17 protein-coding genes are annotated in these 25,640 nt (G+C 53.5%); 8 read left to right on the top strand and 9 right to left on the bottom strand.

Annotated elements, in window-relative coordinates; all coding sequences use genetic code 11:
* Positions 1–227: 227 nt before the first annotated feature.
* The 6 genes from CFLAV_RS10050 to CFLAV_RS10025 form a co-directional block, all read right to left on the bottom strand.
* On the bottom strand, positions 228–1,511 hold the full coding sequence (locus CFLAV_RS10050; protein WP_007414597.1) for an acyltransferase family protein: 1,284 nt from the start codon (positions 1,509–1,511) through the stop codon (positions 228–230).
* A 111-nt stretch (positions 1,512–1,622) separates the two neighbouring features.
* Positions 1,623–3,800 (bottom strand): apiosidase-like domain-containing protein, encoded by a 2,178-nt coding sequence (locus CFLAV_RS10045; protein WP_007414596.1) that lies wholly within the window; start codon positions 3,798–3,800, stop codon positions 1,623–1,625.
* A 58-nt stretch (positions 3,801–3,858) separates the two neighbouring features.
* Complete coding sequence (locus tag CFLAV_RS10040) at positions 3,859–5,010, bottom strand: acyltransferase family protein (protein WP_007414595.1); 1,152 nt, start codon at positions 5,008–5,010, stop codon at positions 3,859–3,861.
* Entirely contained in the window at positions 5,007–5,438 is a 432-nt protein-coding gene (locus tag CFLAV_RS10035) for a cyclic-phosphate processing receiver domain-containing protein (protein ID WP_007414594.1), read from the bottom strand. The genes CFLAV_RS10040 and CFLAV_RS10035 overlap by 4 nt, the downstream gene beginning before the upstream one ends.
* 3 nt (positions 5,439–5,441) lie before the next feature.
* Positions 5,442–6,692 carry a PQQ-binding-like beta-propeller repeat protein gene (locus CFLAV_RS10030; RefSeq protein WP_040547851.1) on the bottom strand — a complete coding sequence of 417 codons (1,251 nt, stop codon included), beginning with the start codon at positions 6,690–6,692 and terminating at the stop codon, positions 5,442–5,444.
* A gap of 32 nt (positions 6,693–6,724) precedes the next feature.
* Positions 6,725–6,997 (bottom strand): zinc ribbon domain-containing protein, encoded by a 273-nt coding sequence (locus CFLAV_RS10025; protein ID WP_007414592.1) that lies wholly within the window; start codon positions 6,995–6,997, stop codon positions 6,725–6,727.
* 431 nt (positions 6,998–7,428) lie between these two features.
* On the opposite strand from CFLAV_RS10025, the gene CFLAV_RS10020 reads away from it, so the two are divergent.
* Positions 7,429–11,814: a LamG-like jellyroll fold domain-containing protein gene (locus CFLAV_RS10020; RefSeq protein ID WP_007414591.1), complete on the top strand. Its 4,386-nt coding sequence runs from the start codon at positions 7,429–7,431 to the stop codon at positions 11,812–11,814.
* Positions 11,815–11,900: 86 nt separating this feature from the next.
* Here the strand turns inward: CFLAV_RS10020 and CFLAV_RS10015 are convergent, their stop codons facing one another.
* Positions 11,901–14,672 carry a hypothetical protein gene (locus CFLAV_RS10015; protein WP_150107352.1) on the bottom strand — a complete coding sequence of 924 codons (2,772 nt, stop codon included), beginning with the start codon at positions 14,670–14,672 and terminating at the stop codon, positions 11,901–11,903.
* A 436-nt stretch (positions 14,673–15,108) separates the two neighbouring features.
* Here CFLAV_RS10015 and CFLAV_RS10010 point away from each other — a divergent pair, with 436 nt between their 5' ends.
* On the top strand, positions 15,109–15,351 hold the full coding sequence (locus tag CFLAV_RS10010) for a hypothetical protein (RefSeq protein ID WP_040547849.1): 243 nt from the start codon (positions 15,109–15,111) through the stop codon (positions 15,349–15,351).
* 215 nt (positions 15,352–15,566) lie between these two features.
* Here CFLAV_RS10010 and CFLAV_RS10005 read toward each other — a convergent pair whose 3' ends face one another.
* Together CFLAV_RS10005 and CFLAV_RS10000 are read right to left on the bottom strand one after the other, a co-directional pair.
* Positions 15,567–16,430, bottom strand: coding sequence for a 3-keto-disaccharide hydrolase (locus tag CFLAV_RS10005; RefSeq protein WP_050785684.1), 864 nt, complete (start codon positions 16,428–16,430; stop codon positions 15,567–15,569).
* Positions 16,423–17,751 carry a Gfo/Idh/MocA family protein gene (locus CFLAV_RS10000; protein ID WP_007414588.1) on the bottom strand — a complete coding sequence of 443 codons (1,329 nt, stop codon included), beginning with the start codon at positions 17,749–17,751 and terminating at the stop codon, positions 16,423–16,425. The genes CFLAV_RS10005 and CFLAV_RS10000 overlap by 8 nt, the downstream gene beginning before the upstream one ends.
* Positions 17,752–18,017: 266 nt before the next feature.
* Here CFLAV_RS10000 and CFLAV_RS09995 point away from each other — a divergent pair, with 266 nt between their 5' ends.
* The 6 genes from CFLAV_RS09995 (at position 18,018) to CFLAV_RS09975 (ending at position 25,509) form a co-directional block, all read left to right on the top strand.
* Entirely contained in the window at positions 18,018–19,529 is a 1,512-nt protein-coding gene (locus CFLAV_RS09995; RefSeq protein ID WP_007414587.1) for a S41 family peptidase, read from the top strand.
* Positions 19,526–21,352 (top strand): sensor histidine kinase, encoded by a 1,827-nt coding sequence (locus CFLAV_RS32125; RefSeq protein WP_007414586.1) that lies wholly within the window; start codon positions 19,526–19,528, stop codon positions 21,350–21,352. Before CFLAV_RS09995 ends, CFLAV_RS32125 begins: the two co-directional genes overlap by 4 nt.
* The gene (locus CFLAV_RS09985; RefSeq protein ID WP_007414585.1) at positions 21,345–22,025 is read left to right on the top strand and encodes a response regulator transcription factor; all 681 of its coding nucleotides are present in this window, start codon (positions 21,345–21,347) and stop codon (positions 22,023–22,025) included. The genes CFLAV_RS32125 and CFLAV_RS09985 overlap by 8 nt, the downstream gene beginning before the upstream one ends.
* Positions 22,026–22,168: 143 nt before the next feature.
* Positions 22,169–22,351, top strand: a complete 183-nt coding sequence (locus CFLAV_RS34850; RefSeq protein ID WP_007414584.1) for a hypothetical protein — start codon at positions 22,169–22,171, stop codon at positions 22,349–22,351.
* 147 nt (positions 22,352–22,498) lie between these two features.
* Positions 22,499–23,557: an alpha/beta hydrolase gene (locus CFLAV_RS09980; protein WP_040547847.1), complete on the top strand. Its 1,059-nt coding sequence runs from the start codon at positions 22,499–22,501 to the stop codon at positions 23,555–23,557.
* Positions 23,558–23,757: 200 nt separating this feature from the next.
* Entirely contained in the window at positions 23,758–25,509 is a 1,752-nt protein-coding gene (locus tag CFLAV_RS09975; protein ID WP_007414582.1) for an immunoglobulin domain-containing protein, read from the top strand.
* Positions 25,510–25,640 lie beyond the last annotated feature (131 nt).

The following is a 25,640-nucleotide window of genomic DNA, read 5'->3' as shown; positions in this document are numbered from 1 at the left end:
GAACTGACAAAGGAAACGCTTTTAACTGCTGTTTATTTGCTTCGTTAAAATCAACGATTTGCCCGTGGGAGCGCAAACCCCGGCTGACACTATATTACTTTCAATCAACTATTCAGACACCGATGCCGGGGAAACGTTGCAAAAAATCTTAATAAATTTGCAGATGGTTCTGTCAGAAGCCAAAACCCAGCTCCGGCAAAGTCAGGTTTAGCTGAATGAGGGGAGGCTTAGAGCCGCAGGAAAATCTTCCTGCGATAGAGGAACTGGACGAACCAGAAAGCCAGCAGAAGTCCGGTAATCGAGAGGACCATGTCGCCAGAGCCTTTGGCTACGTGGAGATCTAAAAAGCTTTTTACATCACCGCCAACGAGGCGGGTTGCCAGACCCCGAAAGCCGCCGATAAAATTGCTGGTGAGATAGATAGTTATGGAGTTCATGCCCATCCAGACAAAGGGCTGACACCATTTTTGATATTTCCAGACATCCACCACCTGATAGAAAATTCCGAGCAGTATGGCGCTGAAACCGCCAGCTACGAGGACGAAGGAAGAGGTCCAAATCTTTTTGACCACCGGGAACTGGATGCTCCACAGAAAGCCCAGAATCACTCCCGCAGCTCCCAGAGAAAGGAGATAAATCACTTTCCAGCGATCACAGTAGTTTGTGCTTCTCAGCAGAAGCCCGGCAAGGATACCCAGGAGACAGGTGGCCACGGCGGGGATGGTGCTGAGCAGTCCCTCGGGATCCCAATAGGTATCATATTTGCGTCCGCCGAGGTATTTGAAATCCAGGTGATTGGCGACATTATAGCCCATGTCATATTTGGCAGTCACCCAATTCGTGGTGTTGTAAAAAATTTTCGCAGGGTCACTGACGCCGGTGTCCTGCATGATTTTATCCACGTCATTATCAACCAGTTCGTGCTTTTCCTTGTAATGAGCCATCCGAATGTCGCGAATGGGTACGAAGGTCATAATCGACCAATAGCCGATCAAGAGAGCTGCCGCGATAGCGACCATGGCGCGGGGTTTAAAAAAGCAAAAAATTAACCCGCCGACGAAATAGCAGAGGGCAATGCGATTCAGCACCCCTAATAGGCGTATATCAGGCCAAGCCGATCTCACACCGCCGGAATAGATGAGTGCGACGACAAATAATAGAGCGCTTCGGCGGAACACACGTTTGACCGCTTCGGCGCGGCCAAGTTGCTGGATGGCCTTCGTCAGAGAGAAGACGACCGACACACCCATGATGAAGACAAATAGTGGGAAAATGAGATCATAGAAATGAAAGCCGGCCCAGTCACAATGGTCGAGTTGCAGGCCTAGAAAGTCCGTGACACGATTTTGCGAAAGGCGATGCAGAGCATAGACAAGCGAGTCGGCTCCGATGATCCAGAACATGTCGAAGCCGCGCAGGGCATCCACCGACATGAGCCGCTGAGGAATCGACGCAGTGCTGGCGGCTTTGGCGGGAGAAGCTTCGATTACGGGTGCGGTTAGTTCGGTCATGTAAAGCGCGGTTTTATCAAAACGAGGTGTAGGTCAAAAGGTCGCCCATTTCAAGGTTAATCAGAAAGGTGGAGTGGTGGTTGAGCCTGCTTGATTAAAGAAGGTAGCGATTTATTCAGCCTCCAGAAGCAAGAGCCAGTCTTTAGATTGAGGCGGTCGGGTTGGAATGGTCCACTTTTGATCAGCATCGGCTTTGGCAATCCCCGCGCTGGCGGAGTTTCCGTTTTGCGGGTTGATGAAGGTGGCGCGATAATTTATTCCAGCCTCAAGCTTTTCCACTTTGGCCGGTGCTTTGGTAGCCAGATAAATTAGCCGAATTTTTTTCACAATTCCGGCGGCCCCTGGATTCAGATGGTAGTTAGGAGAGGTCAAGATTTTCCATGGTCCCTGGCCAGGTTCGGCAAGGGATTTGGCAGAAGTCCAATTCCTATCGTCGAAGTTGGCGTCCTGCCACCCGGACGATTCCTGTTCGCTACAGAACCAACTGGCATCGGAGACAATTTGTTTCCTGGAATCATCATTGAAATGGATATCCAGATTGACGAGAAGTCCGGCGGGATTTTTCTGTGTGGTGCCAGATTGGATATTTACTGCGTGGATGGCTAGAATGTTTGGTCCTGATTTCAAGAGAGACGTCACTTCCAATTCACGATAAGGATTCCAACCTACCAAACCGCCCAACCGGGTGCCGTTCAAGAAGACCTCGGCATTATCGTCCACAGCAAGATGCAGAAGCGCCTGCGTGATCTGGGATGTTGATGTAAGCGTGAAACTTTTGCGAAAGCAGCGGCGCCCGGATGGTGCGGCAAAGGCCGATTCTGCGTCTGGCGACCAGATCCAATTTCCCCATTTGAAGGAGCCTTCCGATGAGTCTTGAGAAACCCATTCGGGGTGGCAGTCGAATTCCCACCATTTGTATTTTTCTAATATGTGCCGGCCCAAACCCATCTGACCTGATCCCGGAAGTCTCATCGCCTCCTGCCAGCAAGTATTGCCCCAGTTGTTGTTGCCGGGAGAAGTGCCGAAGGGTTGATTACGCTGGTTGATTTGCCAGACGCCATTGGCTCCGTAGGAATGACCGGCGGTGCCGCCGAGAAGGCAGCGCCATTCCATGTAGCGTTGCACGTCGGCCTCGCAGTTGCCGAGAATGCCTTCGTAGCAAACCTCCGCATCGATAGTTGGCATGCGTGGAGAAGAACTGCGGGAGCGCCGCACCAGAGAGATGGTATAAGGAACGCTGGCTCTATCGTCATGGCCCGATTGCAGCATTTCGAAATCGAGCAGATTGGGATCCGACACCTGCTGACGGCCAAGTTCGATGGGGGGATGGATGGAGAGCGGTCGATGATAAGGATCCACCTGCCTGACATAGCGGGTCACTTTGGTCCACGATTTGAGCAACTGTGCCTGGTCTTTGGCGCGGGTGTTGGAAAGATACCAGGGGCGGGTGGCTTCACCGGCGATACACCAGAACATGGGATAAGCTCCATACCGTGCTACCAAATAGCGCCAGTGTTGCTTCATCTTTTTCTCACCCATCCAGGGAAGGTAATAGCCCCAGGCTCCGAACAGGCAGGGAGCAAGGCCAGAGTCCACCAGGAAGGCGATACGTTGATCAGCGGCCTGGAAATATTTGGGATTGATGCGGGTGAAGTTTGTTTCCCATGGGAAGCCACCTTCGTTCGCGCTTCGTTCATCAAAAGCTCCCATATCCGGATAAAGACCGGCAACCACCTGAACCACATTGAAGCCTTTGGCAACGCGGTCCTGTGTCAAGGTGTTGAACTCTTCGGACCACTTGAGGCGTTTGCAGAGCGACATATACCAGGAATCGGAAAGCCAAAAGAAGGGAGTGCCGTCAGCATGTTCGAAATGATTTTTATCCTTCGCGACCTGGATGGGGCCGTGCAGGTAAAATGCATTGGTGCCGACATAGGGTTTTATTTCCACCTTTCCCGCCACAGCATGGAGGGAGGTGTTCCTGGAATCGGAACATACTGTCGAGAAATGGTGAATGCCGGTTTCGGTCGAGGAATAGCGCACATGCCAAATATCCCCGCCGTCCCAGAAGGCCGGGACCAGGAGTTTTTTGCCGGAAGGGGTGGTGAATGTGACATTCAACTCGATTTGATTGAAAGGATCTTTGTAAGGCCTGGTTGAGGTGAAGGTCCATTCCACCATCTGATTGGCGAGGGCTGATCCAGGACCATCAGCGTTCAGGGCAAAGGCAGTTCCTTCCAGGCAGATAAAGAGCGCCAAAAGGGCTATTGGCATTTTCAGATAAGCCATCGAATACTTTTATGAGAGGAAGATGACTGTCACAAGGATTGTTTGTAGAGGAAGGCGTCTAAAGGCGGAGAAACACTTTTCGGCGATAGAGGAAGTGAACCACCCAAAAGACCAGGATGAGAACGACAACGGAAAGAGCGAGATCGTGGTAGTTGCCGAGGAAGTTCTTGACGTTGCCACCGACGAAGCGTTCACCATGGCGGCGGAAGTTAACGATGTTTGCCACCAGATAGATCGTGATGGCATTCATACCAAGCCAAATGAAGGGTTGGGCCCATTTCTGGAATTTCCAGATCTCAATGATTTGATAGAACAGGCCGAGAAGGATGGCGCTGTAACCGCAGGCAAGCAGAACGTAGGTGGAAGTCCAGAGAAGTTTGATAATGGGGAATTGGATGGACCAGATTAAACCAATGACAAGACTGGTGATTCCGCTGCCGAGGAGCCAGTAGACCTTCTTTTGATCATCAACAGTTTTGTTGGTCAGCAGCAGGCCGGCGAAGATGCCGAGCAGGCAATTGGCAACGGCTGGCATCGTGCTGAGTAAGGTCCCTTCAAACTTCTGGCCAGGCAGATAATGTTGGTCGAGATAATAGGCAAGGTTTTTGCCTTGGTCGTACGAGGCTGCACCGACGCCGGGAACAGGGACGAAGGTTAACAGAGCCCAGTAACCCACCAGCAAGCCAATGCAGATGGCGATAAGTGCTTTGGGCCGAAAAAAACAGAAGAGCAGAGCAGCGAAGAAATAGGCCACGGCGATGCGATGAAGTACACCGGCCAGGTAGATGTTCTTGAAACCGTTCGAGACCCCGCCCATGTAAAAGATGCCAAAGAGGAACAGGATTACGGAGCGAAACGCAATACGCTTGACCGCGGCGACTCTGCCCGAATGTTCAATCAGGCGGGTGATTGAAAACACGATTGATACGCCTGCCAGAAAAACAAATAGTGGAAAGATAAGGTCGTAAAAATGGAACCCGGCCCATTCGCAATGTTCCATTTGGTTTGCGAGTGCATGGGTGGGGGCTGAATCGTCAATTTTTTGGAACGACCGAACCAGCTGATCGCCGCCCATGATCCAGAACATGTCGAAGCCGCGAAGGGCATCGATGGAGATGATGCGTGTGTTTGCCTTTTGATTCAGGGTTGCTGTGGAGCCAGCCTGGTTGGAGAGGGCAGGCGCTTCGGAGGTTGAAGTAGGGGCACTCATGAGAGGAGCGGGCTGCTCAGAATTTTTCGGACAACAGGAAGCCACAACTTTGGAATCCAATCCTCTCCAATGGGGCCAACACGGTCAACCTGCCAACCGGCAAATCGGAATTCGTTGTGCATGGACCAAACCCTTTCGTAATTTGTGGAATGGAGCAAGACAGAGCAGACAGGAACATGGGTGCAAAGATATTCTGCCACATCCAGTCCTGTGCCAGGATCTTCAGAAGCTCCGGGCCGAGGATTCAGATCGTGGTCCAATGAAAATAGACAAGCGGCATCCAAGAACTGGGAACACTCTTTAATCATAGTGGGTGCGTCATACCAAAGTTTGACGTTGAGGCGCGAATCCAGAGATGCGATGGCAGCGTGAAATCCGGCGATGCGGTCGTCATTGTCTTCCAAAATTAAAATCGTGTTCCGAGCCATGAATCATTTTGCTGGTTTCCTCAAATCCAGGCAGAAGAGTTTGTCTTTGCTGCGAGCATAGAAAAGTCCGTCGGCGATAGCAGGGTAGGAGCGGATGTGATTGGGAAGAACCTCGGCGCGGGCGATTGGTTGAAAACTGTCGGGAGATGCTTTAGCGCGGATGAGTTCACCGCGTTCGGTGACGATGAGGAGTTGATCGCCAGCGAGGGTGAGCGTGGCGGCCCCGAAATCGTCCTGTTTCCAGCGAACCTTTCCGGTTTTAAGTTCCACGCACCGCAGGCTTGGGCCCGGTTGAAAGCCGGGGTCGGTGCGGCCATCGATGCCATAAAGGAAGCCGTCGTGATAGATGCTGGTGGCGTAATGGTTTGAGAGAACATCCTGGGCGGCCCAAACTTTCTCTGGTTTACCATCCTTAATGCGGAGCAGCACAGCACCATTGCCATAGCTGCCGGATATGAAAATGAGATCGCCAATGACTTGTGGAGTAGCGGCAGTTACGGAGGCTCCCAGCGGCGGGCGGAACGGATATGTGAAGTAGACTTTGCCATCCACGGGGTTTAGAGCAACCAAGGCGCTGCGAGTCAGAAAGAGGGCATAACGATTACCGTTGATGGTGGCGACGGTTGGGGCGGAGTAGCTGGCTTCGTCGTTGTACGATTTCCATAGCGTTTTGCCGGTCGATTTATCGAAGGCGACAATACTGGCATTGTCCGTTCCTCCGACATTGAGCAGCACTGCATTCCCTTCGACCAGAGGGGAGCAGACGATTCCAAAGAACCCTTTGCGAGCGCCGAATTCCTTTCTTGTATCCACGCTCCATTGCTTTTTGCCGTCCGAGAGGTTGAGGCAGTTCAGCATGCCTTCAGCACCGAAGGTGCAGACAAAGCCGTCGGCGATGCAGGGAGTGGCGCGGGGGCCTTCATCAAAGCCGAAATCGTCGGAGTAGTGAGTGGGGTAGGCGAGGTACCAGAGTTGTTTGCCCGTGTTGGCATCCAAGGCTTCGATGGTTTCCTTGTCGGCGAGGCGATGGAAAAGAATCAATTTATGATCGGTAACAACAGGTGCGGAGAAGCCCTGGCCGATGGACTTTTGCCAGAGGATGGGCGGGCCTTCCCCGGGCCAAGCATCGGCGAGGTCACTCCCTGAGTAAACTCCATTGCGAGCAGGGCCAAGGAATTGCGGCCAGTTGGTGCTCCACGCTTGGTTTGCCATGGCAAGGCAAACAATGATGAGGGAGGCAAATCTGGCGGTCATGCCTGCAGACATTACAAGAAAAGCCAGGAGCACTAAAGGAATATCATGGCGAGAATCAGAGCAAGAATGAGCACGGCGATGACCCACCAAAACCGGGACATTCCACGTGGAACGGGTTTGGATTTCCCGAATTCCCGTTCAAGATAGTCATCGTAATCAAAATTATCGTCAGGAAGGCCCAAGCCGCTGGCATGCGCCTCTCCTGACCAGCCGGTCTCCGCGCAGGAGCCGCATCCGGGGCAAGCTTTTGCATTCGGCGGAACTTCCGCACCGCAGTTGGGACATATTTCAGGGGCTATGGCCATTTGTTGCTAAGAGTATAGACCCACCTGGCGAGATTTGGTGTCGGAAAAAAAGAAAGTTATTCATCCGCATCGGTAGCCATGTCGGGGTTTGCCAAAATGCAGAGATGGAGCTGTTTGAAAGCCTTTAACTTTATCCGGCCCATTTGCTGAAATTGAGCAGATCAAACATCATGACGAATGCTCTTTGTCAGCCGACGGGATTGTCTTGATTGCATACAATTCGAATTTTGTTGGCTCATTGTTGGAGTATAAGTTCAACTGAAACAGTAACTGCTGTAACTCTGTAGTTAGTGTTACATAACACTTTTATGGGCACCAGTTATGATGAGCAACCCATAGACGGAAGGGCAACGGAGCTGTTTTCGGGAGGAAAAGCCAGTTTTGTGTGGCTCTGAGAGGTGTTGTGTGCCATAATTCGCCATTGCCGCGCTATGATCAGAAGAACCCTCTTACTCGTCGGACTGGCTATTCTTACTGCCATTGGTTGTTACTACACGTTTTCCACCGGGAAGTCGAAGCACCCGGTCGAGGCTGCTCATGCACCTGCCGCTCCAGCAGTCACTCCGACGGGTGTGGCCAAGCCTCCAGTGGCGCAATTGACGAGTGTTGTCGCAGCCAGCACCAATTCGGCGGTATCAGGTCAGGTGAAGTCGCGGGAGCTTGATCCAGCATTAAATCCGTATGCGGCGGCATTGCACGGTCCGGGGAAGTCGAAGCGTGCTTGGGATGCTAATTTTCTCAAGAGCCTCGGACATCCGCAGTCGGGCGAGCCGATTCGTTTTGAGTTGACCGAAGGGCGCATGGCTTCGGGCACGATCCAAATCACCCAGTATCGTGATGGCGAGTTGACTTATGTTTCCGGTGAACTCGCGGAGCCGGAGAAAGGCAAGTTCTTCTTTTTGACACCGCCAGCGGAGGGGAAGGCGGGCAAGGCGGTGGGAGTCGTTGAGTTGCCAGCGAGCCAGACGGCGTATCGCATCGAGCCGACGGGAATAAATGGTGAACCGGAGTTGTGGCAGCGGCGGATGGATGAGGTGCTGTGTCAAGCGATGCCATTGGCGGAGGACACGGGCAGCACCAATGAAGTTGCAAACATGCCGCCATTGCGACCTGATCTTGACCCATTATTGTATGTCCCTTCTTACAACAGCAACATTGTCTCGCTGCAAAGTTACCCGGGATCGCCAGCAGTATTATTATTGGATTTCTTCGGTGGTTATACAATTACGTGGGGTGGGGCGGCTTATCCGAAGCCCAGCGTGAGCAACGCGCAGATCAAGGATTTGTGGAAACGGGTGGCGGAGGATTACATGGCGTTCAACATCAATGTGACCACGGATCTCCGTGTATACCAAAATGCGCCTGCCACGAGCCGTCAGCGCTGTGTGTTCACGCCATCAACCCCGGCAATCGGTCCCGGAGCAGCTGGCGTGGCTTACATCGGTTCCTGGAACTGGGGAAGTGATACTGTTTGTTGGTCGATCTATACGACCGGTAAGAACGGGGGAGAGGTGGGAGCACACGAGCCGGGACATACGCTTGGCTTAAGCCATATGGGCACAAATATTGGCACGAATCATACCGAGTATTATACCGGACAAGGGGCCGCGCCGACCGGTTGGTGCCCGATCATGGGTGCAGGTTATTATCAGCCGGTGACCACTTTCTCCAAGGGTGACTACGCCAATCCGAGCAATACGCAGGATCAGGAAAACATGATCACGACCCAGAACAACAATGTGAGCTATCGCCCGGATGATACCGGGAGCACTTTGGCGACCTCACGCTATTTGGAAATTTATTCGGATCTCACTGCTTCGGCGGAAGGGGTGATAGAAAAGCAGGATGACACGGATGCGTTTCAATTTACGACCACGGGCGGCCAGATAAATCTGACAGCCAGCCCCGTGGGGGATTGGGCTGACCTGGCGGTGATGGCCACACTGGCAGATGCGACCGATACAATCATTGCGAGTAACAATCCACAAACGGTTTTATCGGCAACCATCAACACTAATCTGCCGGCGGGAACCTATACATTTCGTGTTACCGGGGCGGGACGCAACAACCCTTTGGTGGATGGCTTCAGTTCCTATGCGAGCAAGGGTTACTACTCGATTGCAGGTTCTGTGGGAGGTGGTTACCTACCGACGCGATTGAGTGTGATGGAACATTCGGCAAATGGCACGGTGGTGGGAATAGTCGCCGCCAATAATACGAATGATGCTCTTATCTACACCATTGTTTCCGGAAATACGAGTAACACCTTCTCAATCAATGCCAATGGCATCATGACCGTGGCCAACAGCGCAACCCTTGATTATGCCCGGCTGGCAACCAATACGATGTATGCGGTTCAGTTTGAGTTATTCGTGAACATCGCCGACCAGACCGATCCCACGCAAACGGAGGTGAGTCGGCGTGTAGTCATCGCAGTGCAGAATTCCGCGGTGAATAATCCAATCGCGTTAACCGGTTTCAATGCCAGTGTCATTGCTCCCTACACCGCCACGCTAGCCAGCAAGAAGGCGACTGCGTTCGACATTCCCAACAACATTGCTTTTTATGAAGCCGGTCTGAACGGCAACGCGCAAGTTTCCGGGAGCGGAGGCAATCAAGGGCTGCCAGGAAGCGGAACGATACTAAGTCCGAACGATGGCACCGTTTTTCAACTGGGGCCGTATGGAAAGACGAACGTGCTGATGCTGGGAAGTCCTTATCCCACCACGAGAACCCTGACATTTCTGAATCCGCAGGCGTACAATTCACTTTCAATTCTTGCGTCCTCGGCCAACGGTGGCGGCCTTGGCACATTCGTTATCACTTTCACAAACGGGTCGACGAGCCAAGTGCTGAATTACAACGCCCAGGATTGGTTTAACAATACCGGCAATGTCGGCATACAAGGCTTTGGCAGATTGCAACTGAATAGCGGACTTTTCACCGAGGATAACGGCAGCGCAAATCCGAATTTGTATCAAACCACCATTGATCTCTCGGTGTTGGGATTGAACCAGGCGGTAGCGTCCATTGCTTTCACGAAGCCAGCGGCAGCTGGCAGTTCGGGAATCTTCGCGGTGAGTGGCGTGCCGATGCCGGCGCAGGTGAGTATCGCGAAGCAACCGGTTTCAGTCACCAACCAGACGGCCGGTGCGAGTTCGATTTTCACAACAGCGGCGATGGGGACTCCGCCTTTGGGTTATCAATGGTATAGCGGAACCCCGGGAAGTGAAACGCTCCTGCCGGGGCAGAATGGCAATAGCCTGACGGTGACACCAGTGCAGGTGAACCAGATCACCAATTACTATGTGGTGGTGACGAACAGCAGCAGTGCCGCGACAAGTTCCGTGGCCACGCTGACGGTGTACCGCAGTCCGGTGATTGTGCAACAGCCGGGGCCAACGAATTCCACATTATTCACCGGAGGCAAGATCAGTTTTTCACTGGGAGTCACCGCCTCGACGCCGGTCACATACTCATTGGCATTGAATGGAGCGAACATTTCCAGTTCGGCAAGTTCCACCTTCAATTTGAACAACCTGCAGGCGGCCAACGCAGGCAATTATACACTGATCGCGCAGAATTCGTTTGGAAGCGTCACGAGCCGGGTTGTATCAGTCACGGTGCAAGCCGCGCCGACAAATCCGTTTTGGCAAAATGTGTTGGCAAATAATCCCATGGGTTATTGGCGTTTGGACGAGAAGACGGGGACGATTGCGCATGACTATGTGGCCGGCAATAATGGGACCTTTAACAGCGTAACGCTCAATCAGCCGGGTAATAATACATTGGATACTCATACGGCGGTGAAGTTTGGCCCGGCCATCAACAGTTATGTGGGGGGCATACCGATTGATTTTTCCACGACCAATAACCCGGCATTCTCAGTGGAGGCCTGGGTGAAAGGGGCAGCGCAGTCAACGGATGCGGGCATTGTGACCAGGGGAACCGGGTCAGGTGGCGAGCAATTCAATCTCGATACCGGAGGAACAAGCCATGCCTTCCGGTTCTTCGTGCGTGACGGCGCAAGCAGCACGGCGCGTCTGGCGAGCGGCAACGTGGTGCTGAATAATGCGTGGCATCACGTAGTGGGCGTTTGCGATGAGCCGAATGGGATAGTGGTGCTTTACGTGGACGGTGTTTCGAATGCAGCGGGCACGATTCCCAGTGGCAGCGGACTCAAGAGTTCGGCGAATGCGATGACCATCGGTTCGCGTCAATCCGGCACCACGGCTTATGACAGCCAGTTTAACGGCAGCATTGAGGAAGTGGCGGTTTATAATTATGCCTTGAGTGCGGCGCAGGTGCAGGCGCACTTCGGTGCGGTGACGAATCGTTCGCCGAGCTTCCTGGTCAATCCATTTACCGTGGCTGGAGTTACTGCCGGGCAGAATTATTCCGTGAACATGGCGACCAACGCGAGCGATCCGAATGCGGATACGATGACCTTCTCCAAGCTCAGCGGACCGGGTTGGTTGACTCTGGCGGGCAACGGGCTGTTGTCAGGAATGCCGGTCTCAGGCGATGTTGGTACTAACGTGTTTCTGGTGAAAGTAGCCGACCCGGCAGGAGCATTCAATACGGCAACGATGAATCTGGTGGTGGCTGCTGCGCCGCTGATCACCTCGACGATGGGCTTGCAGGGATCCAATGTGGTCCTGAACTGGACGGGCGGGATTCCGCCGTACCGGGTGCTGGTGGCGACGAACCTGACCGTTCCAATCAGCTGGCAAAATTTTGGTGCGCCGGTGAGCGGGAACAGCCTGTCCCTCACGCCGAGTAATGATGCGGCATTTTATCAGATTCAGGGGCAATAAGCTTCAGAAATTCGGTTGAACGGCAAGCGGGCTCATTTAGGTTCCGAGCCCGAGCCTGCTTTGAAGACTAACCGCTCAACTGCTGATCATGGTTTGAATTGAACGTGCAGATCAACCGGAGAAGTGGGGTTCTCGATGGTTATGCGCTCCCCTTGATATGTGAGATTGGCTTTCCGATTTGATTTTACCGAGGAAATTATTTTTTGCGAAGGAGCCCGGAGGCGCAGCTCGATCTTTTTGGGCATATGCCGTGTGGGGGGGAGAATGTGGATTTGCATCGAACCATCCTTTTTAGGTTCTATTTTATAGCTAACCTCACCGAATTCCGTTGGGGCGGCGTTGACCACGACCCGGTTGCCAGGTTCCAACCAGGCCCTCGGGATGCCATCTCCAATGCATAACACATCGCCGTCTTCGCGCAGCAACATTTGCCGAAGCAGATGGAGTTGTTCGGTGCAGGAATAGAGATGCGGAAGAGTGTAATGGTTCTCGCCGGTTTCAATCATGGTGACTTCAACCGGAGAATAAGTATCGCGTGTCATGCCAAAAGCCAGCATGCTCCAAAAGCCAAGCAGGGTCTTTCGCACTTCACCTCTTTTCAATTCATTTAACAGATAACCATAAGTATAGGCGTGGTCGATGCCTCCTTCAAATTCGCATACACCAGCAATGAGGCCGCCCCGCTTTTCCAAGGCATCCACAATCCAGGTTGTTGGTTTGTCGTCTGGCGCGAGCAGTCCAATGCCAAGAGCGGGACTCACGGTAAGTCCATAATAGCCGCCGCCTTTGTACCTTTCGAGTTTCAACAGCCGGCGTGTTTCAGGTTCAAACGGCAAAAGGGTTTGTCCTTGATGATCGAATGCTGCGCTTTGCATGGAATCCAAAATGTCCTGTCGGTAGTTTGCTGCCTCCGCGGCGTACCTTCCTGCTCCTGGTATTTTAATTTCTTCAAGGACTTTCGCGGCTTCTTCCAGCCCTTTGGCGCACCACATATTTCCGAGGTAATTATAGACTTCACCGGAGTAATCATTATAGGGACGGAATTTGATCAAACCTCGAACCAGTCCATCTTTGGAAGTTCTCTCTCTTTGCTGCATCAGCCATTCGCATTGCTTGATGATGCCTGGGCTCACTGTGAGCAGCCACTCCTTGTCCCCGGTCATCTGATAGTGTTTTGCCAGACCCACAAGAAATCCGCCCGGGTCGGTCAGCCCGCAGACCTGTGTGTAGAGGCCATTTGATTGCTGAAAATGAATTTGTGTATTGAGAATTGAGGCGGTGTAGGAATGCAGGCCGTACATATCCATGGCCATGGAGTGCATGGAGACGCTGTTGCCGAACATTTCCTCGTAGAAGCCGGCGCCATCATGTGGCTCGATGTATCCATTAACGGTATCTGCGTTGAGTAGAGAGTAAGCAACCCAGGCACGATATGCTTCCATGACGCGGGTATCGGGCACATCAAACCGGTGGATGAGCGCCAATCGTTTCTCCCAGAAGCGGGATACCTCTTTGAGTTTGGAATCGAATTCCCTGGTGGTGATTGCTTTGGCTGATCCGGGATTTGGATATTCAAAAGCAACACAGAATTCTGTTTGCCTTCCCTTGCTCTGCGGCAGGTTCCAGGTGTGGCAAGTATTCGTCGGTGAGACCAATGCGATTTTTTGAGGAAGGGGAGTGCCATTTGAGGAAATCGCAATCATTCGCGCATAGGCAATCAACGGCTTTTCAACACTGAAATTCTCCGACCAGCCGAAGATAGTAAGCTCATAATCGATGCCGTCGCGGCTCGTTTTTAATGTGTCGATTGGCAGATAACCGTTCATCAGTCGCCGTTTGAAGGGAATGCCATCACGACCCAAAGGAGTGATCGGATCACCGGTTTCAAACCATGCCACCGGAGCCGCCCAGGGACTCACATCCAATCTTCCCAGCCGATCAACACCAATATCCAGCGGATGGGCAGGGACGCCAACCACTTCACGGGGGGCCTTCATTGGCGGATAAAATTTTACGACTTTTTCATAGGTCGGGTCTTCATCGGATTCGTTCAGGATCGAAGTTACGGGATCGATCTTCGGCTTGCGGAGTTCCTGGAGCTGGATCTCTGAGAGGTTTGACTCGGCCTCCGGAGTTTGTTCGATGATCACGTTGCTGACCCGTCCGGATATTCTTTCGGTCGAACTGCTTTTAATATCGTAGCTGGCGAGGTCGAATGGCTTGTCTGCGTTCTCATAATATTTTCCGATGGCCATCAATTTGGGCGGGCCGGTGAATTCCTTGGGTCTTTCAATGGTGCGCAGTTCGGTCCAGTTTTTTCCGTTATCATTGCTGAATTCAAAGCGGACGTAATTGCCTCCGAGCTTGATACGGACCAATCGGCTGCTGCCGAAATCAATGCCTCTGTGATCAACCTCATTGTCTTGTCCACCGATTACCGCCGTGCTGAAGAGGCGACCAAAGGGGGTGGGAGATATCTGGCCGACGGCGCACCAGTTTTGCTCATCCCACACCAGATAAATGGAAGCCCACTGGGAAATCCTGGCACTCAGCGTACACAGATCAGTATCGAGCGTTTGTTGAAGGTGGGCTCTTGAATGTGTTGCTGCATTAAATTCGAGGCCGTCATTTTTTATTTCAATCCGTGAATCCGGCGTGGCAGTGCTGGTCCAGGTTGAATTTGAACGCGCGGAAGGAAGCAGGTTATTGGAAGCGAGACTGAACTTCTGACCATTTGTGTTATCGAAAGCTTTTGTGCCCTGATTTGAGAGAAGGAGAAATACAACAAGGCAAAATTTCAGTGCGGTTGAGCATACTGTAATGAGCCTTTTTTCAAATGAATTGGAATGTATTTTCACCGGAGTAGTGTTTGGGCCATTATTTATCATTTTGCATGAAGATGGTTTCGCATCTCCGTTCTTATGTTGGTGCAGCAAAGCAGGGTGAGACAGTCGTGCCAGTTGCTTATATGGATTCTGACGGACTTGATGATATTTAATTCAAATCGCAATCAAATATTCCTGAGAGGCAAATCGATCGTGTGATAATTCAGGGGAGATAAGAATTCAGGCACTCTCGGATGGACGCGGATTCACACAGATTAAAAGTGACAATTTTTAAATGTTTTTTCGACAAATTCCGCTCCAAGAGTAAGACAGATGCGTACAATCCTGCAGAGGTGAAGGGTTGGTCTGCGGCGTGAAAGGAAGGTTGGCCGACGTCGCGGCGCGGGTGTTACACCTGAGGGAAAACTACTGCAACCATTGGTGATTGCAGTAGTTTTGTCAGCCGCATTTGAAAACGGCTGAAATTGCTTTTTACTTCTTAGCTTTTCCCGCTGGAGCTGTGGCTTGTTTCTTCTTCTGGTTTGCGGTGCTGGCCTTGGCCTTCTGTGTGGATTTCTTTTGTACTGATTTCGGAGACTTGTCGCCCATGATCTTATTTTCTTTCGCTTTTGGTTTACTCACCTGCGGTATAGTTGTTTCACCGAAGGCGACTGACAAGGTAGGTTGGCAGGTGGTGGATGTAAACAACTGATGCGCGAGTCTGCCTGGGACGGGATGGCAGGATGATTTTCATCTGTCCCGGGAATCAGGTTAGACCTCAATGAAGTGTTTTGGCTTCAGGCAATCATTTTGAATAGCCGATCCGTCAAATTGATGCACAAATCTTCGACAGTGTTTGCTTGTTGTAATGAATCCATTCTCAACCAACTACTGGGCTGAAAAACCGGGCGTCCGGGATGAGCCGCCTCAAAGGCGTTTGATGGAGATATTGCGCCAGCGGCAGACTTTGCCGACGGGCCAACCTTTTCCGCCGTGGATTTGCAGGCCGATGTGGCCTTCACGACCGAGAGTTTGGAGGACGTGTTCCTTGTCATACTCGGGCAGGGGACAGGTTTCGCCGTTCCAGTGACAGACTTTCAGGTCGTTGACCCAGGTGGTGATCTGCGGATATTTGCCGACGCAGCGAATGCGGGCGGTGTTCCAGTTGTTTATTTTCCAGGCTTTGAGCCACTCTTCCGGAGTGCAGGAATATTCGTAGACGCCCTTGGGCCATTTCTTTGCGCGGGGATCGGTTTTTGTGGTGAAGCTCTTCGGCTCGCCGTCGGGGCCGCGTTCTGCGAAAATTTGGAAGGGTTTCATAGCAAACGAGCGGTCCATTTCGCCGCGCAAATGGCCGACGTTTCCGCCTTCGTGATAGTCGACGTAATACTGGAAGCCTTCGCCTTTGTCAGTGCAGCGGAAGAACACGCCGGTGTCCGGGCCGTAGTCGGGGTTCATGTCGAGTTGCAGTTCAAAGTCGCCGAATTTCTCATCGCTCAGGAGCATGCCGCCGTTTCCGGAGCCGGGAGGATCTTGTTCGCCCTGAAGCACGCCATTTTCCACCCACCAGTGGCCGCCGGTACCGTGGCCGATTTTTTGGGGTGGCTTGTGCCAGCCTTTGAGTGACTGGCCATCAAATAATTGTGTGGAGCTTTGTTCTGCGGCCCATGCCGGTTGGCATAGACCGACGCCTGCGATGCCGCAGGCTTTAAGGAATGTGCGTCTAGTTAGGGGTGTCATATAAATTGGCGTTTTTGTTTTCGAGATTGTGGTTGCTGGCGTTTCAGCCAAGTTTCCAAGGGGAACGGAAAGGGCGGGTGAGCAATTGGCTGGCTTCGGGGTCGCCTTGGATGCACTCGGTTTGGACGTCCCATTTGAGCTTGCGGCCAACAAGCATGGAGATCAATCCGAGGTGGCCGGGAATGGCGGAGTGATGAGCGGTCTCGACAGGGGTGATCGTTGCTTTACGGGATTTGATGCAGTCGAGGAAATTCTGACGGTGGTCGGTGGAGACGTAGAGTTTCACCTTGCGCATTTCTTCCGGCAGGTTTTTGTAGTCGCGCCAGTCTTCGTTGGAAGCTTCAAAGGCGCCCCGGTTGACCCAAACCCAACCTTTTGTCCCGATCCATTTAACGCCGCTGCGGATGTCTTCGTATCCACCAGCCATGATCATCGTGATGTTTCGCGGGTAACGCAACTCGATGCGGTATTTGGTGCAGGTGTTCCAGACGGCATCCTTGGGCGGGAACTCGCCGTGGCCTTCGATCTCAGACGGGCCGGAGTTGTCAAAGTCGCATCCCCAATGGGCGATGTCACAATGATGGCCGACCCAGTCCATCAACTGGCCGCCTCCAGTGTTATAATTCCAGCGCCAATTGCGGTGAACCCGGCCTTGGATATAAGGCATCATCTGCGAGGGACCGATCCAGGCATCATAATCCAGATCGGACGGAGGATCGCTGGGGGTCATGGACTCGGCGGCGTTCCCGGAATTATTGTTTCCACCGGGGAGGCCTACTTCGATGCGGGTGACGTCGCCAATGAGGCCGTTGCGCACGATCTCAGCAGCTTTGTGAAAATTTGCTTCGGAACGCTGCCATGAACCGGTTTGCCAGATACGCTTGTTTTCCTGGACCGCCTTGACCATGGCCTGTTGCTCAGCAATGGTGCGACCGAGGGGTTTCTCGCCGTAAATGTCCTTTTTGTGACGGGCGGCTTCCACTGCGACCAGCTCATGCCAGTGATCCGGCACGGCGAGCATGACGGCATCAATGTCCGTTCGGGCCATCAGTTCGCGGAAATCGTGATAAGCTTTGCAGTCCTTGTTCTGGTAATGCTTGTTGACAAGATTCACCATTTTTTTCAGGTGTTGCTTGTCAACATCACAGGCCGCGACGACCTGGCAGTCTTTCAGACCAAGAAAGGCTTTGGAGTTCGCGGTGCCCATGTTGCCGCAACCGACCAGCCCCAAATTGATGCGTTGGGAAGGGGCTGGACTGTTCTCCAGACCGAGTGCGCGACCGGGGATAATCGTGGGGAAGGCCAGAGCCGCACCTGCAAAACCAAGAAACTTGCGACGCGTGACCTTCGAATCAAAAATGGGACTGCTCATATTACTTTCGATACAGGAAAGGACGGTTGCTGGCAGGCGCAGGTTTCATGGTTGAGTGGAAATTAATGGAAAGGAACGGGAAGGCAAGAGGTAATTGATTTTGGTGGTTTTGTGTTTGGGGTAGGTAGTGGTAACTACACACCTGACATGCACCGGTTGATGGCAGCTAATCATTTGCGAACTGAAGTCCGGCGCACTCCATAAAGGATAAAGAGCGGACACGGGGGTAATAAAACGGTAACATTGGTTTCATAAGTTTTAGGGATATGAAAACAAAATTACTGTTGGCCTTGGGTTTGGTGGCTTTTCTGGGGATGGCGTCGGCAGGGGCGGCATCCGCGGACGAACTGTTGGAGAAGGGCATCTACACGGAGGAAACCAAAGGCGAGTTGGAGACGGCAAGCCAGATTTATGAGCAGATTGTCGAGGATGCGAAGGCGGACCGGAGCTTGGTGGCGCAGGCGCAGTTGCGGCTGGGATTGTGCCAGTTGAAGTTGGGGAACCGGCCCAAGGCAATCTCGGCGCTGGAACGGCTCACGCAGGAATTTCCGGACAAGGACAAATTGCTGGCGCTGGTGGACGATCAGATGCCGGCATTGCTCGAGGAATTGGTAAAGCAGATCGAGCAAAATTACATCCAGGAAGTGGATCGCAGCGAATTGGTGGAGACGGCCATCCGGGCGATCATTGGCAAGCTCGATGCGCGCGGAGGCTTTTTGCGGGTTGGCGACATGGAGTTCCTGGGCACCAACGCGGTGGCGGAGATGAATGTAAATCTGGAGCAGCAGATTGCAGGGGTGGGTGCGACGTTGAAAGTCGATGAGGCGACGGGAGAAATCGTAATCACCGCGCCGTTGCGACATTCGCCGGCATGGAAGGCTGGCATCAAACCTGGGGATCGCATCGTGCAGATCGATGGTGTGAAGGTGCCGGACGAGGAGAAGCTTGCGGGAGCCGTAAAACGAATTCGAGGCCCAGTGGGCACAGTGGTTCGGCTGACGGTCAAACGTTTGGACCAATCCCTCGAGTTCAAGCTCACGCGAGATAACGTTCGTTTGTCCAGTGTCAAAGGCGATCATTACAAAACCGACGATACCTGGAATTTCATACTGGATGCGGAGCACAAGCTCGGCTATGTGAAGTTGACTTACGTTGGCAAGCAAAGCCCGCAGGAAATGGAAGCCGCGCTGAAAGGGCTCCAGGCCGGAGGCATCAAAGGGCTGATTCTTGATTTGCGGAACAATCCTGGTGGCAGTTTGTCGGAGGCGATCGCCATTGCGGACCAGTTTGTTGAAAGCGGGACTATTGTGACCGTGAAAGGGCGTTCGGGGGAAAAGGCTTATGAGGCGAAAAGGGAAGGCACTTATGGCGGCTTTCCGATGGTGTTGCTGGTGAATCGCCACACGGCTTCTGCCGCCGAGATTATTGCGGCCTGCTTGCAGGATCATCAGCGGGCGGTGGTTGTCGGCGAGCGGACTTATGGTCAGGCGATTGTGCGCGCACTTTTTCCGTTGAAGAGCGGCGTGGGGTCATTGAAGCTTCCCGTATCGGCTTATTATCGGCCGAGCGGAAAAAATGTGAATCGCTTTCCGGGATTTACAGATGCCGACGATTGGGGCGTGAAGCCGGATGAAGGTTATGAAATCATCTTCACCGATGACGAATTGAAGCAATACGAAAAAGCCCACAACGAGGAGAATCCGTCGGAGGCGTCCAAGGCCGAATTCCGTGATCGTCAGCTGGAAAAAGCGCTGGCTTATCTGCGCGCACAACCGTGATCCGGTTCATTAGAAGATTATTCAGTCGCACCGGCCAGAACAGCGAACTCTGGCCGGTGGTGCTGTTATTGTTTGCCGTGGTGGTACCGGCGGTGTGTTTGGTGTGGTTCATGAACGCCGCGATGAAGAATGAACGCCTGGCGGCGCGCCAGAAGTTGGCCGACAGTTATCGCGCGCAGCTTTCCTCCATCCAGATGCAACTCGAGCGCCATTGGGAGGAAAAGTTGGACGAACTGGAGAAACTGGCGCGAACAACGTCTCCGGCAGCGGCCTTTGCCAGATGCATCCAATCCGGCTTTTCGGACAGCGTGCTCATTGCCAATGAACAAGGCGATATTGTGTACCCCAATTCGCCGTCGCCTGTAGCTGCCGGCGAAGCAGGCCCAAAGTGGGCGGAGGCGAATCACAGCGAATATGTTCAAAAGGACTTCGGCGCGGCAGCGAGTCTGTATCGTGCCCTGGCCAGGGACGCGACTAACACGCACCTGGCGGCCCGGGCGTTGCAGGCCGAAGCTCGATGCCTGGTGAGTGCCGGGCGAAAGGAAGAGGCGATTCGACTCGTGAAGGACATGTTTGCCCAGGAACGGTACTGTAATGCGGCCGATCCGCAGGGACGGCTGATTGCGGCAAACGCCGAATTGATGGCGTTGGAACTTGGGGCCGATGACGTGATAGCGCAGCGATTGAAGCAGCGGCTGATGGATTACGACAATCGGGTGCTGGCTGCGCCGCAGCGGCGCTTTTTGATGAAGGAATTGCGGAGGCTGCGTCCCGATATGGAATTCCCGACGTTGGCGGCTGAAGAATTGGCTGCACAGAGCTTGCCAACAAATCTGTGGAAGTTTACAACTGCCAATCGTCGCGTCGTGGCGTTGATGCGATTCGATAAACTGCAATCGCACTTGCGGACGGTTACCGATGCGCCCGTTTCACTCGCCCCGCCGGGAACTGAGCATGATGCCGCATTCGTTTCGGTGCCTGCGGGAGCGCGATTGGCCGGGGCGCGGTTGATCATTCCGCTTGGTCATCCGATTGAGCAGCCCACGCATATTTATTTGTGGACGGGCATGTTGGTGTTGGCGGCGATGGGTGTGCTGACGCTGTTTGCGATCCGCCTGCTGCGCCGGCAGGCTGCCCTGGCTCGAATGAAGAACGACCTCGCAGCCACTGTTTCGCATGAGCTTAAAACGCCGTTGTCCTCGATACGCGTGCTGGTGGATACGTTGCTGGACGCCGAGAAGTTGGACGAAGGCACAGCCCGGGAATATCTTCAACTCATTGCACGGGAAAATGAGCGGCTCAGCCGCCTGATCCAGCATTTTTTGACCTTCTCTCGCATGGAGCGAAACAAGCAGGCCTTTCACGTCATGCCACTGGCGGTGCGCCCGATCATCGACATTGCCGTCGAAGCCATGCCCGGCGGCCGGCTGGAATTGCAAGTGCCATCTGATCTCCCGCGCGTCATGGCCGATGCGGACGCGGTGGCCACGGCCCTCATTAACCTACTCGATAATGCCTGCAAATATTCCGAAACTGGCCGGCATGTTGTCCTACGCGCCGAGGCGAGGAATGGCAGCGTTTTGTTTTCAGTCCAGGATCACGGAATCGGGATCGCTGCTCGCGAGACGAAGAAGATTTTCGATCCGTTCTATCAAGTCGATCAGCGCCTTTCCCGCAAAGGCGGCGGCTGCGGTCTGGGATTGAGCATCGTGCAATCGATCGTCCGCGCGCATGACGGCTGCGTATCAGTCGAAAGCGAGCCCGGGCGCGGCAGCACGTTCACTATTACCCTGCCGACCGCGAAGGAGTCCGCCGATGCATAAGCCCTCCGTGCTGATTATCGAAGACGATCCGGCCCTGCTGCGCGGGCTGAAGGATAACTTTGAGGCTCAGAAGTACCGCGTCCAGATCGCGCGCGACGGACAGGAAGGACTCGGCGCTGCGCTCAACCAACCGCCTGACCTCGTGCTGTTGGACATCATGCTTCCCAAAATGAACGGCTACGAGATTTGCCGCGCCATTCGGGCGAAGCGATTCGATATGCCGATAATCATGCTCACCGCCAAGGGCCAGGAAGAGGACATCATTCGCGGCCTGGAATTAGGCGCGGATGATTATGTGACGAAGCCCTTCAGCATTCGCGAATTGCTCGCGCGCGCGGCGGCATTTTTACGCCGACGGAAGGGGCATGCAGCGACGGTGTTTGAATTTGGTGACTGCAAGCTCGATCTCGCCGCGCACAAACTTTATCAAGGCGGAAAGGAAATCGAGCTGACCACCAAGGAATTTCGACTGTTGGAATTTTTCGCGACGCGTCCGGGGCGCGCCCTCACCCGCGACCAAATTCTGGATGGGGTTTGGGGAAACGACATCGTCGTCAACGACCGCAGCGTGGACCGTTGTGTGACGACGCTGCGCGCGAAAATCGAGACCAATCCGCATCAGCCGGTATTGATTCAAACCATCCGGGATGTGGGATATCGGTTTGAATCCTGACTATGACAGCACTCCAAAAAGCAATCATTGGCGCCACCCTTGTCGCGGTTGCTGGCACGCGCAGGTTTCATGGTTGAGGCGAAAGTAATGGACCGTGATGGGAAGGCAAGGGGGAAGTTGCAAAGACCTGTTGGGAATGACCAATGTTAAAATGTCCAATGACCAAGGAATGGCTGGTAGTAGATGAAGTGGCCTGGCTGGTTGCGTGTTGCGTGACTGCAGTGGAGTGGATGGAAGGCGGGGATTGCGCTGTCCTGTTCCGCTTCGGATTGCGTGTGTCGTGCTGTTTGGAATCCTGGGCCGAAGCGGGGATTTTTATTTGGTAAAATGCTATAGATGGGCCGACTCTACGGGTCTTAGGCAGATTGTCGGTTTTTCCCAAGTGAAATGTTTGTACTAAGACAGAGGATGACGATAGACGGTCGAAAGCCGGATGAATGGTCTTTCAAAAGCTTTCCAACTTTAGAATTAATATGAAATTCCTGCATAGATGTTCTCTGTGTGTTTACTGGTTGCTCGTCACATTGAGTGTGGGGCAACTGCCGGTTCATGCGGCGCGGTTGGAGGTATTGAAGTTTTCCAGCCATGCGTTGAAGGGCAATCCGCTGCACGATCCGGACACGCGACAGGTGGCGGTTTTTATTCCGTCCCAATATAGCAGCAACGAGCCACTGCCGATTATTTATTATTTGCCGGGGTGGGGTGGTTCTTCGGAGCGATTTATTAAGGATGCGGAGAAGTGGTGCACGTTCACCCAGAAGCTGGCGGATGAGGTCACGCCTGTGTTGCTGGTCGTGGTGGATGGGCGGAATCGCTGGGGCGGGAGCCAATACATCAATTCTCCTGCGCAGGGGAATTACGCGGATTATGTTTGCGATGAGATTGTCAAAGAGGTTGAATCGCGTTTCGGTGTCACTCCCTTTAAACCACAGCGCATTGTTGCGGGGCATTCGAGCGGCGGTTTTGGTGCGTTGCGTTTGGGGATGTTCCGGCCGAAGCTTTTTGACGGGGTGGTGGCGCTGAGTCCGGATTCGGATTTTCCGACGTCCCATTTGCGTTTCGTGCAGGCGCCGGCGGTTAGCAATCTTACGCTTGCCCAGGTGAAGGCGTTTGCCGCTACTGACAATGCGCAACCAATGCCGAAGGATGGTGACTTGCGGTATGCCCTTGGACTCTCCGCGGCTTACGCGCCGCGCGGATGGTGGCATCGGGGGGAATTTGAATGGCCCTACGACGGCCATGGACACTTTCGCGAGAAGGTCTGGCAAAAGTGGCTGGATAATGATCCGCTGACGATCGTGGAGCGGAAGCACAGTGCCTTCCTACCGAGGCAAACGGTTTATCTCGAGGGAGCGGCGCTGGATGAATACCAGGCCAATGTTGGTGCACGAAAAATTTATGAAGTGATGAAGAAGCGTTCTTCATCGTGCGTTTTCTATGAACCACCAGGGCATCATAGTGATCATGTGGCGGAACGGTTGGAGCGGGGGGGGGCGTGGAGTTTTGGACGGCCGGTGAAGGACATTAAGTAGAGCAGCGTTAGTTGACATCGTTGAAGAATGACCAAGCTCCAAAGAATGCCCAATTTCCAATAGTCAAATTGGTCGCTCACCATAGACGAAACCTGTATTTAGCAGTCCCGGCGGATTTGTTGATCGAAAGAGGTTGATTTCAGCGGGGCGGCGTGATACCACAATTCAGCCCCACGACTCAGGAGACCAAACTCTATAATATGGATACTACCAAAAAGGCTTTAGCGCTCTTGTCCACATCTGCTCTTGCCGCTGGCGCGGCGCATGGCGCGGTCCTTTATACGCCAGTCAATATCACGCTCTCCGCAAGTGGAAAGCTGAACCTGGATCTCAACCAGGATGGTGCGCCGGATTTTCAAATGGGTTTTAGTGGCGCTCCGAAACCGTTCATTAACAATTCGGTTGCCGGGGCAACGCCGTCGTATGTCCTTTCCGGGAGCGCAAACCAAGGGTTACCCTTGACTGTGGCGGGCACGATGATTGATGGGAGCTATCAAAGCGCGCAGTCAACGGGTTATTTTAACAAGAACTCGGGTGGCACGGTGGTGGGAGGTTGGACCGCCTCTGGGGACATTGAAGGTTATGTGGGGTTGGAGCTGACAGACGGGACGGGCACGCACTACGGTTGGGCGCATTTCATCTTCAATGCCAATGGTGTGCCTGACAATAACAAGGACACGGGCACGCTCAGACTGGTGGATGCCGCGATGGAAACAACTCCAGATGTTGGCATTTTGGCGGGACAGACGGCTGAGACCGGGGCGCCGGTGGTGACGGTGTCGCCTGCGTCCCAGACCGGTTACCTTGGCGGGAATGCGCAGTTGACAGTGATTGCGCAAGGTTTTCCGGCGCCGACTTTTCAATGGCGTGCGGGGGCGGTTGGCAGTGGTGTCTATACCAATCTCCCGAATGGCGCAGGAGTCACGGACGGGGCGTTCAACACGTTGAAGCTTCAGAACCTGACGCTGGCGAATGTGGCGGATTATGTGGTGGTGGTTTCAAACGCACATGGTGCTGTCACCAGTTCGATACCGGCAAAGTTGACCGTGCTTCCTGCGAGCGACAGCCCGGCTACACTCGTGCATCGGTATAGTTTTCATGATCCGGCAGGAAGCTCGACATTTGTGGACTCGGTTGGCGGTCTGGATTGGAATGGTGCTCTTCAGGGAAGCGCAGCGCTGACGGGGTCCAGTCTTCACTTGGACGGGTCGTTCGGCTGCTTCGCGTCGCTGCCGCCTTATATTACCAGCAATTACACCCAGATGACGGTGGAGTTCTGGACCGACATTGCGCCGGGCAACCCGGTCTGGACACGTGTTTTTTCCTTTGGTGATCAAACGGGAGGCGGTACGAAAAACTCAGGAGTGGATTACTGTCCATACGCTGGCGGCAATTACCAGAACCTTGATTTGTCAGACTTAACCGGGGCAAGTACTTACGCCAACAATAATGCCGGCCTTAATGGCACGACCAACAACCACATCACTGTGATTGTGGATTCCGTTAAAGGGGCATTGTGCTATTACAACGGAGTCTCCGTCGTCTCCACGCTGAATGGTGCGGTTCCTTCCCTGGCCAACAGCAATGACGTCGATAATTGGATTGGGGCATCATTGGTTTCGAGTGATCCCTACCTGGCCGGGACGATTTACGAATTCCGTGTTTATCAAGGCGTTCTGCCAGTCCAAGCCATCGCCTTAAATGATGCAGTGGGACCTGCTAATTACATTCAGTTGTCGGCCAATCCCACCCTCAAGGCCGCTTCCAGTGGCGGGAATGTGGCTCTCTTCTGGCCGGCGTCCAACTTTGGTTTCGCCGTCCAGTCGACATCGACTTTGAGTGGTGCCCCGAGTTGGACCACGCTGACCAACGCGCCTGCCTTGGTGGGAACTAATTGGCAGGTGAGCCTGACGAGCACGGGAGCAGCGAGATTTTTCCGATTGGTGCACTGAACGGGAACATTTGTTTCAACCGCGGATGGACGCGGATGAACACAGATGGGGAAGGCTGAAGGTAACTGCTGGTTCGGAATGGTTCTTTAGTTTTCCTCCGCGGATAATAGCCGGAAGTGCTAATTGAGGTG

This window comes from Pedosphaera parvula Ellin514, assembly GCF_000172555.1.
Lineage (GTDB): Bacteria > Verrucomicrobiota > Verrucomicrobiia > Limisphaerales > Pedosphaeraceae > Pedosphaera.
This window is presented reverse-complemented; position numbering and strand designations above follow the sequence as displayed.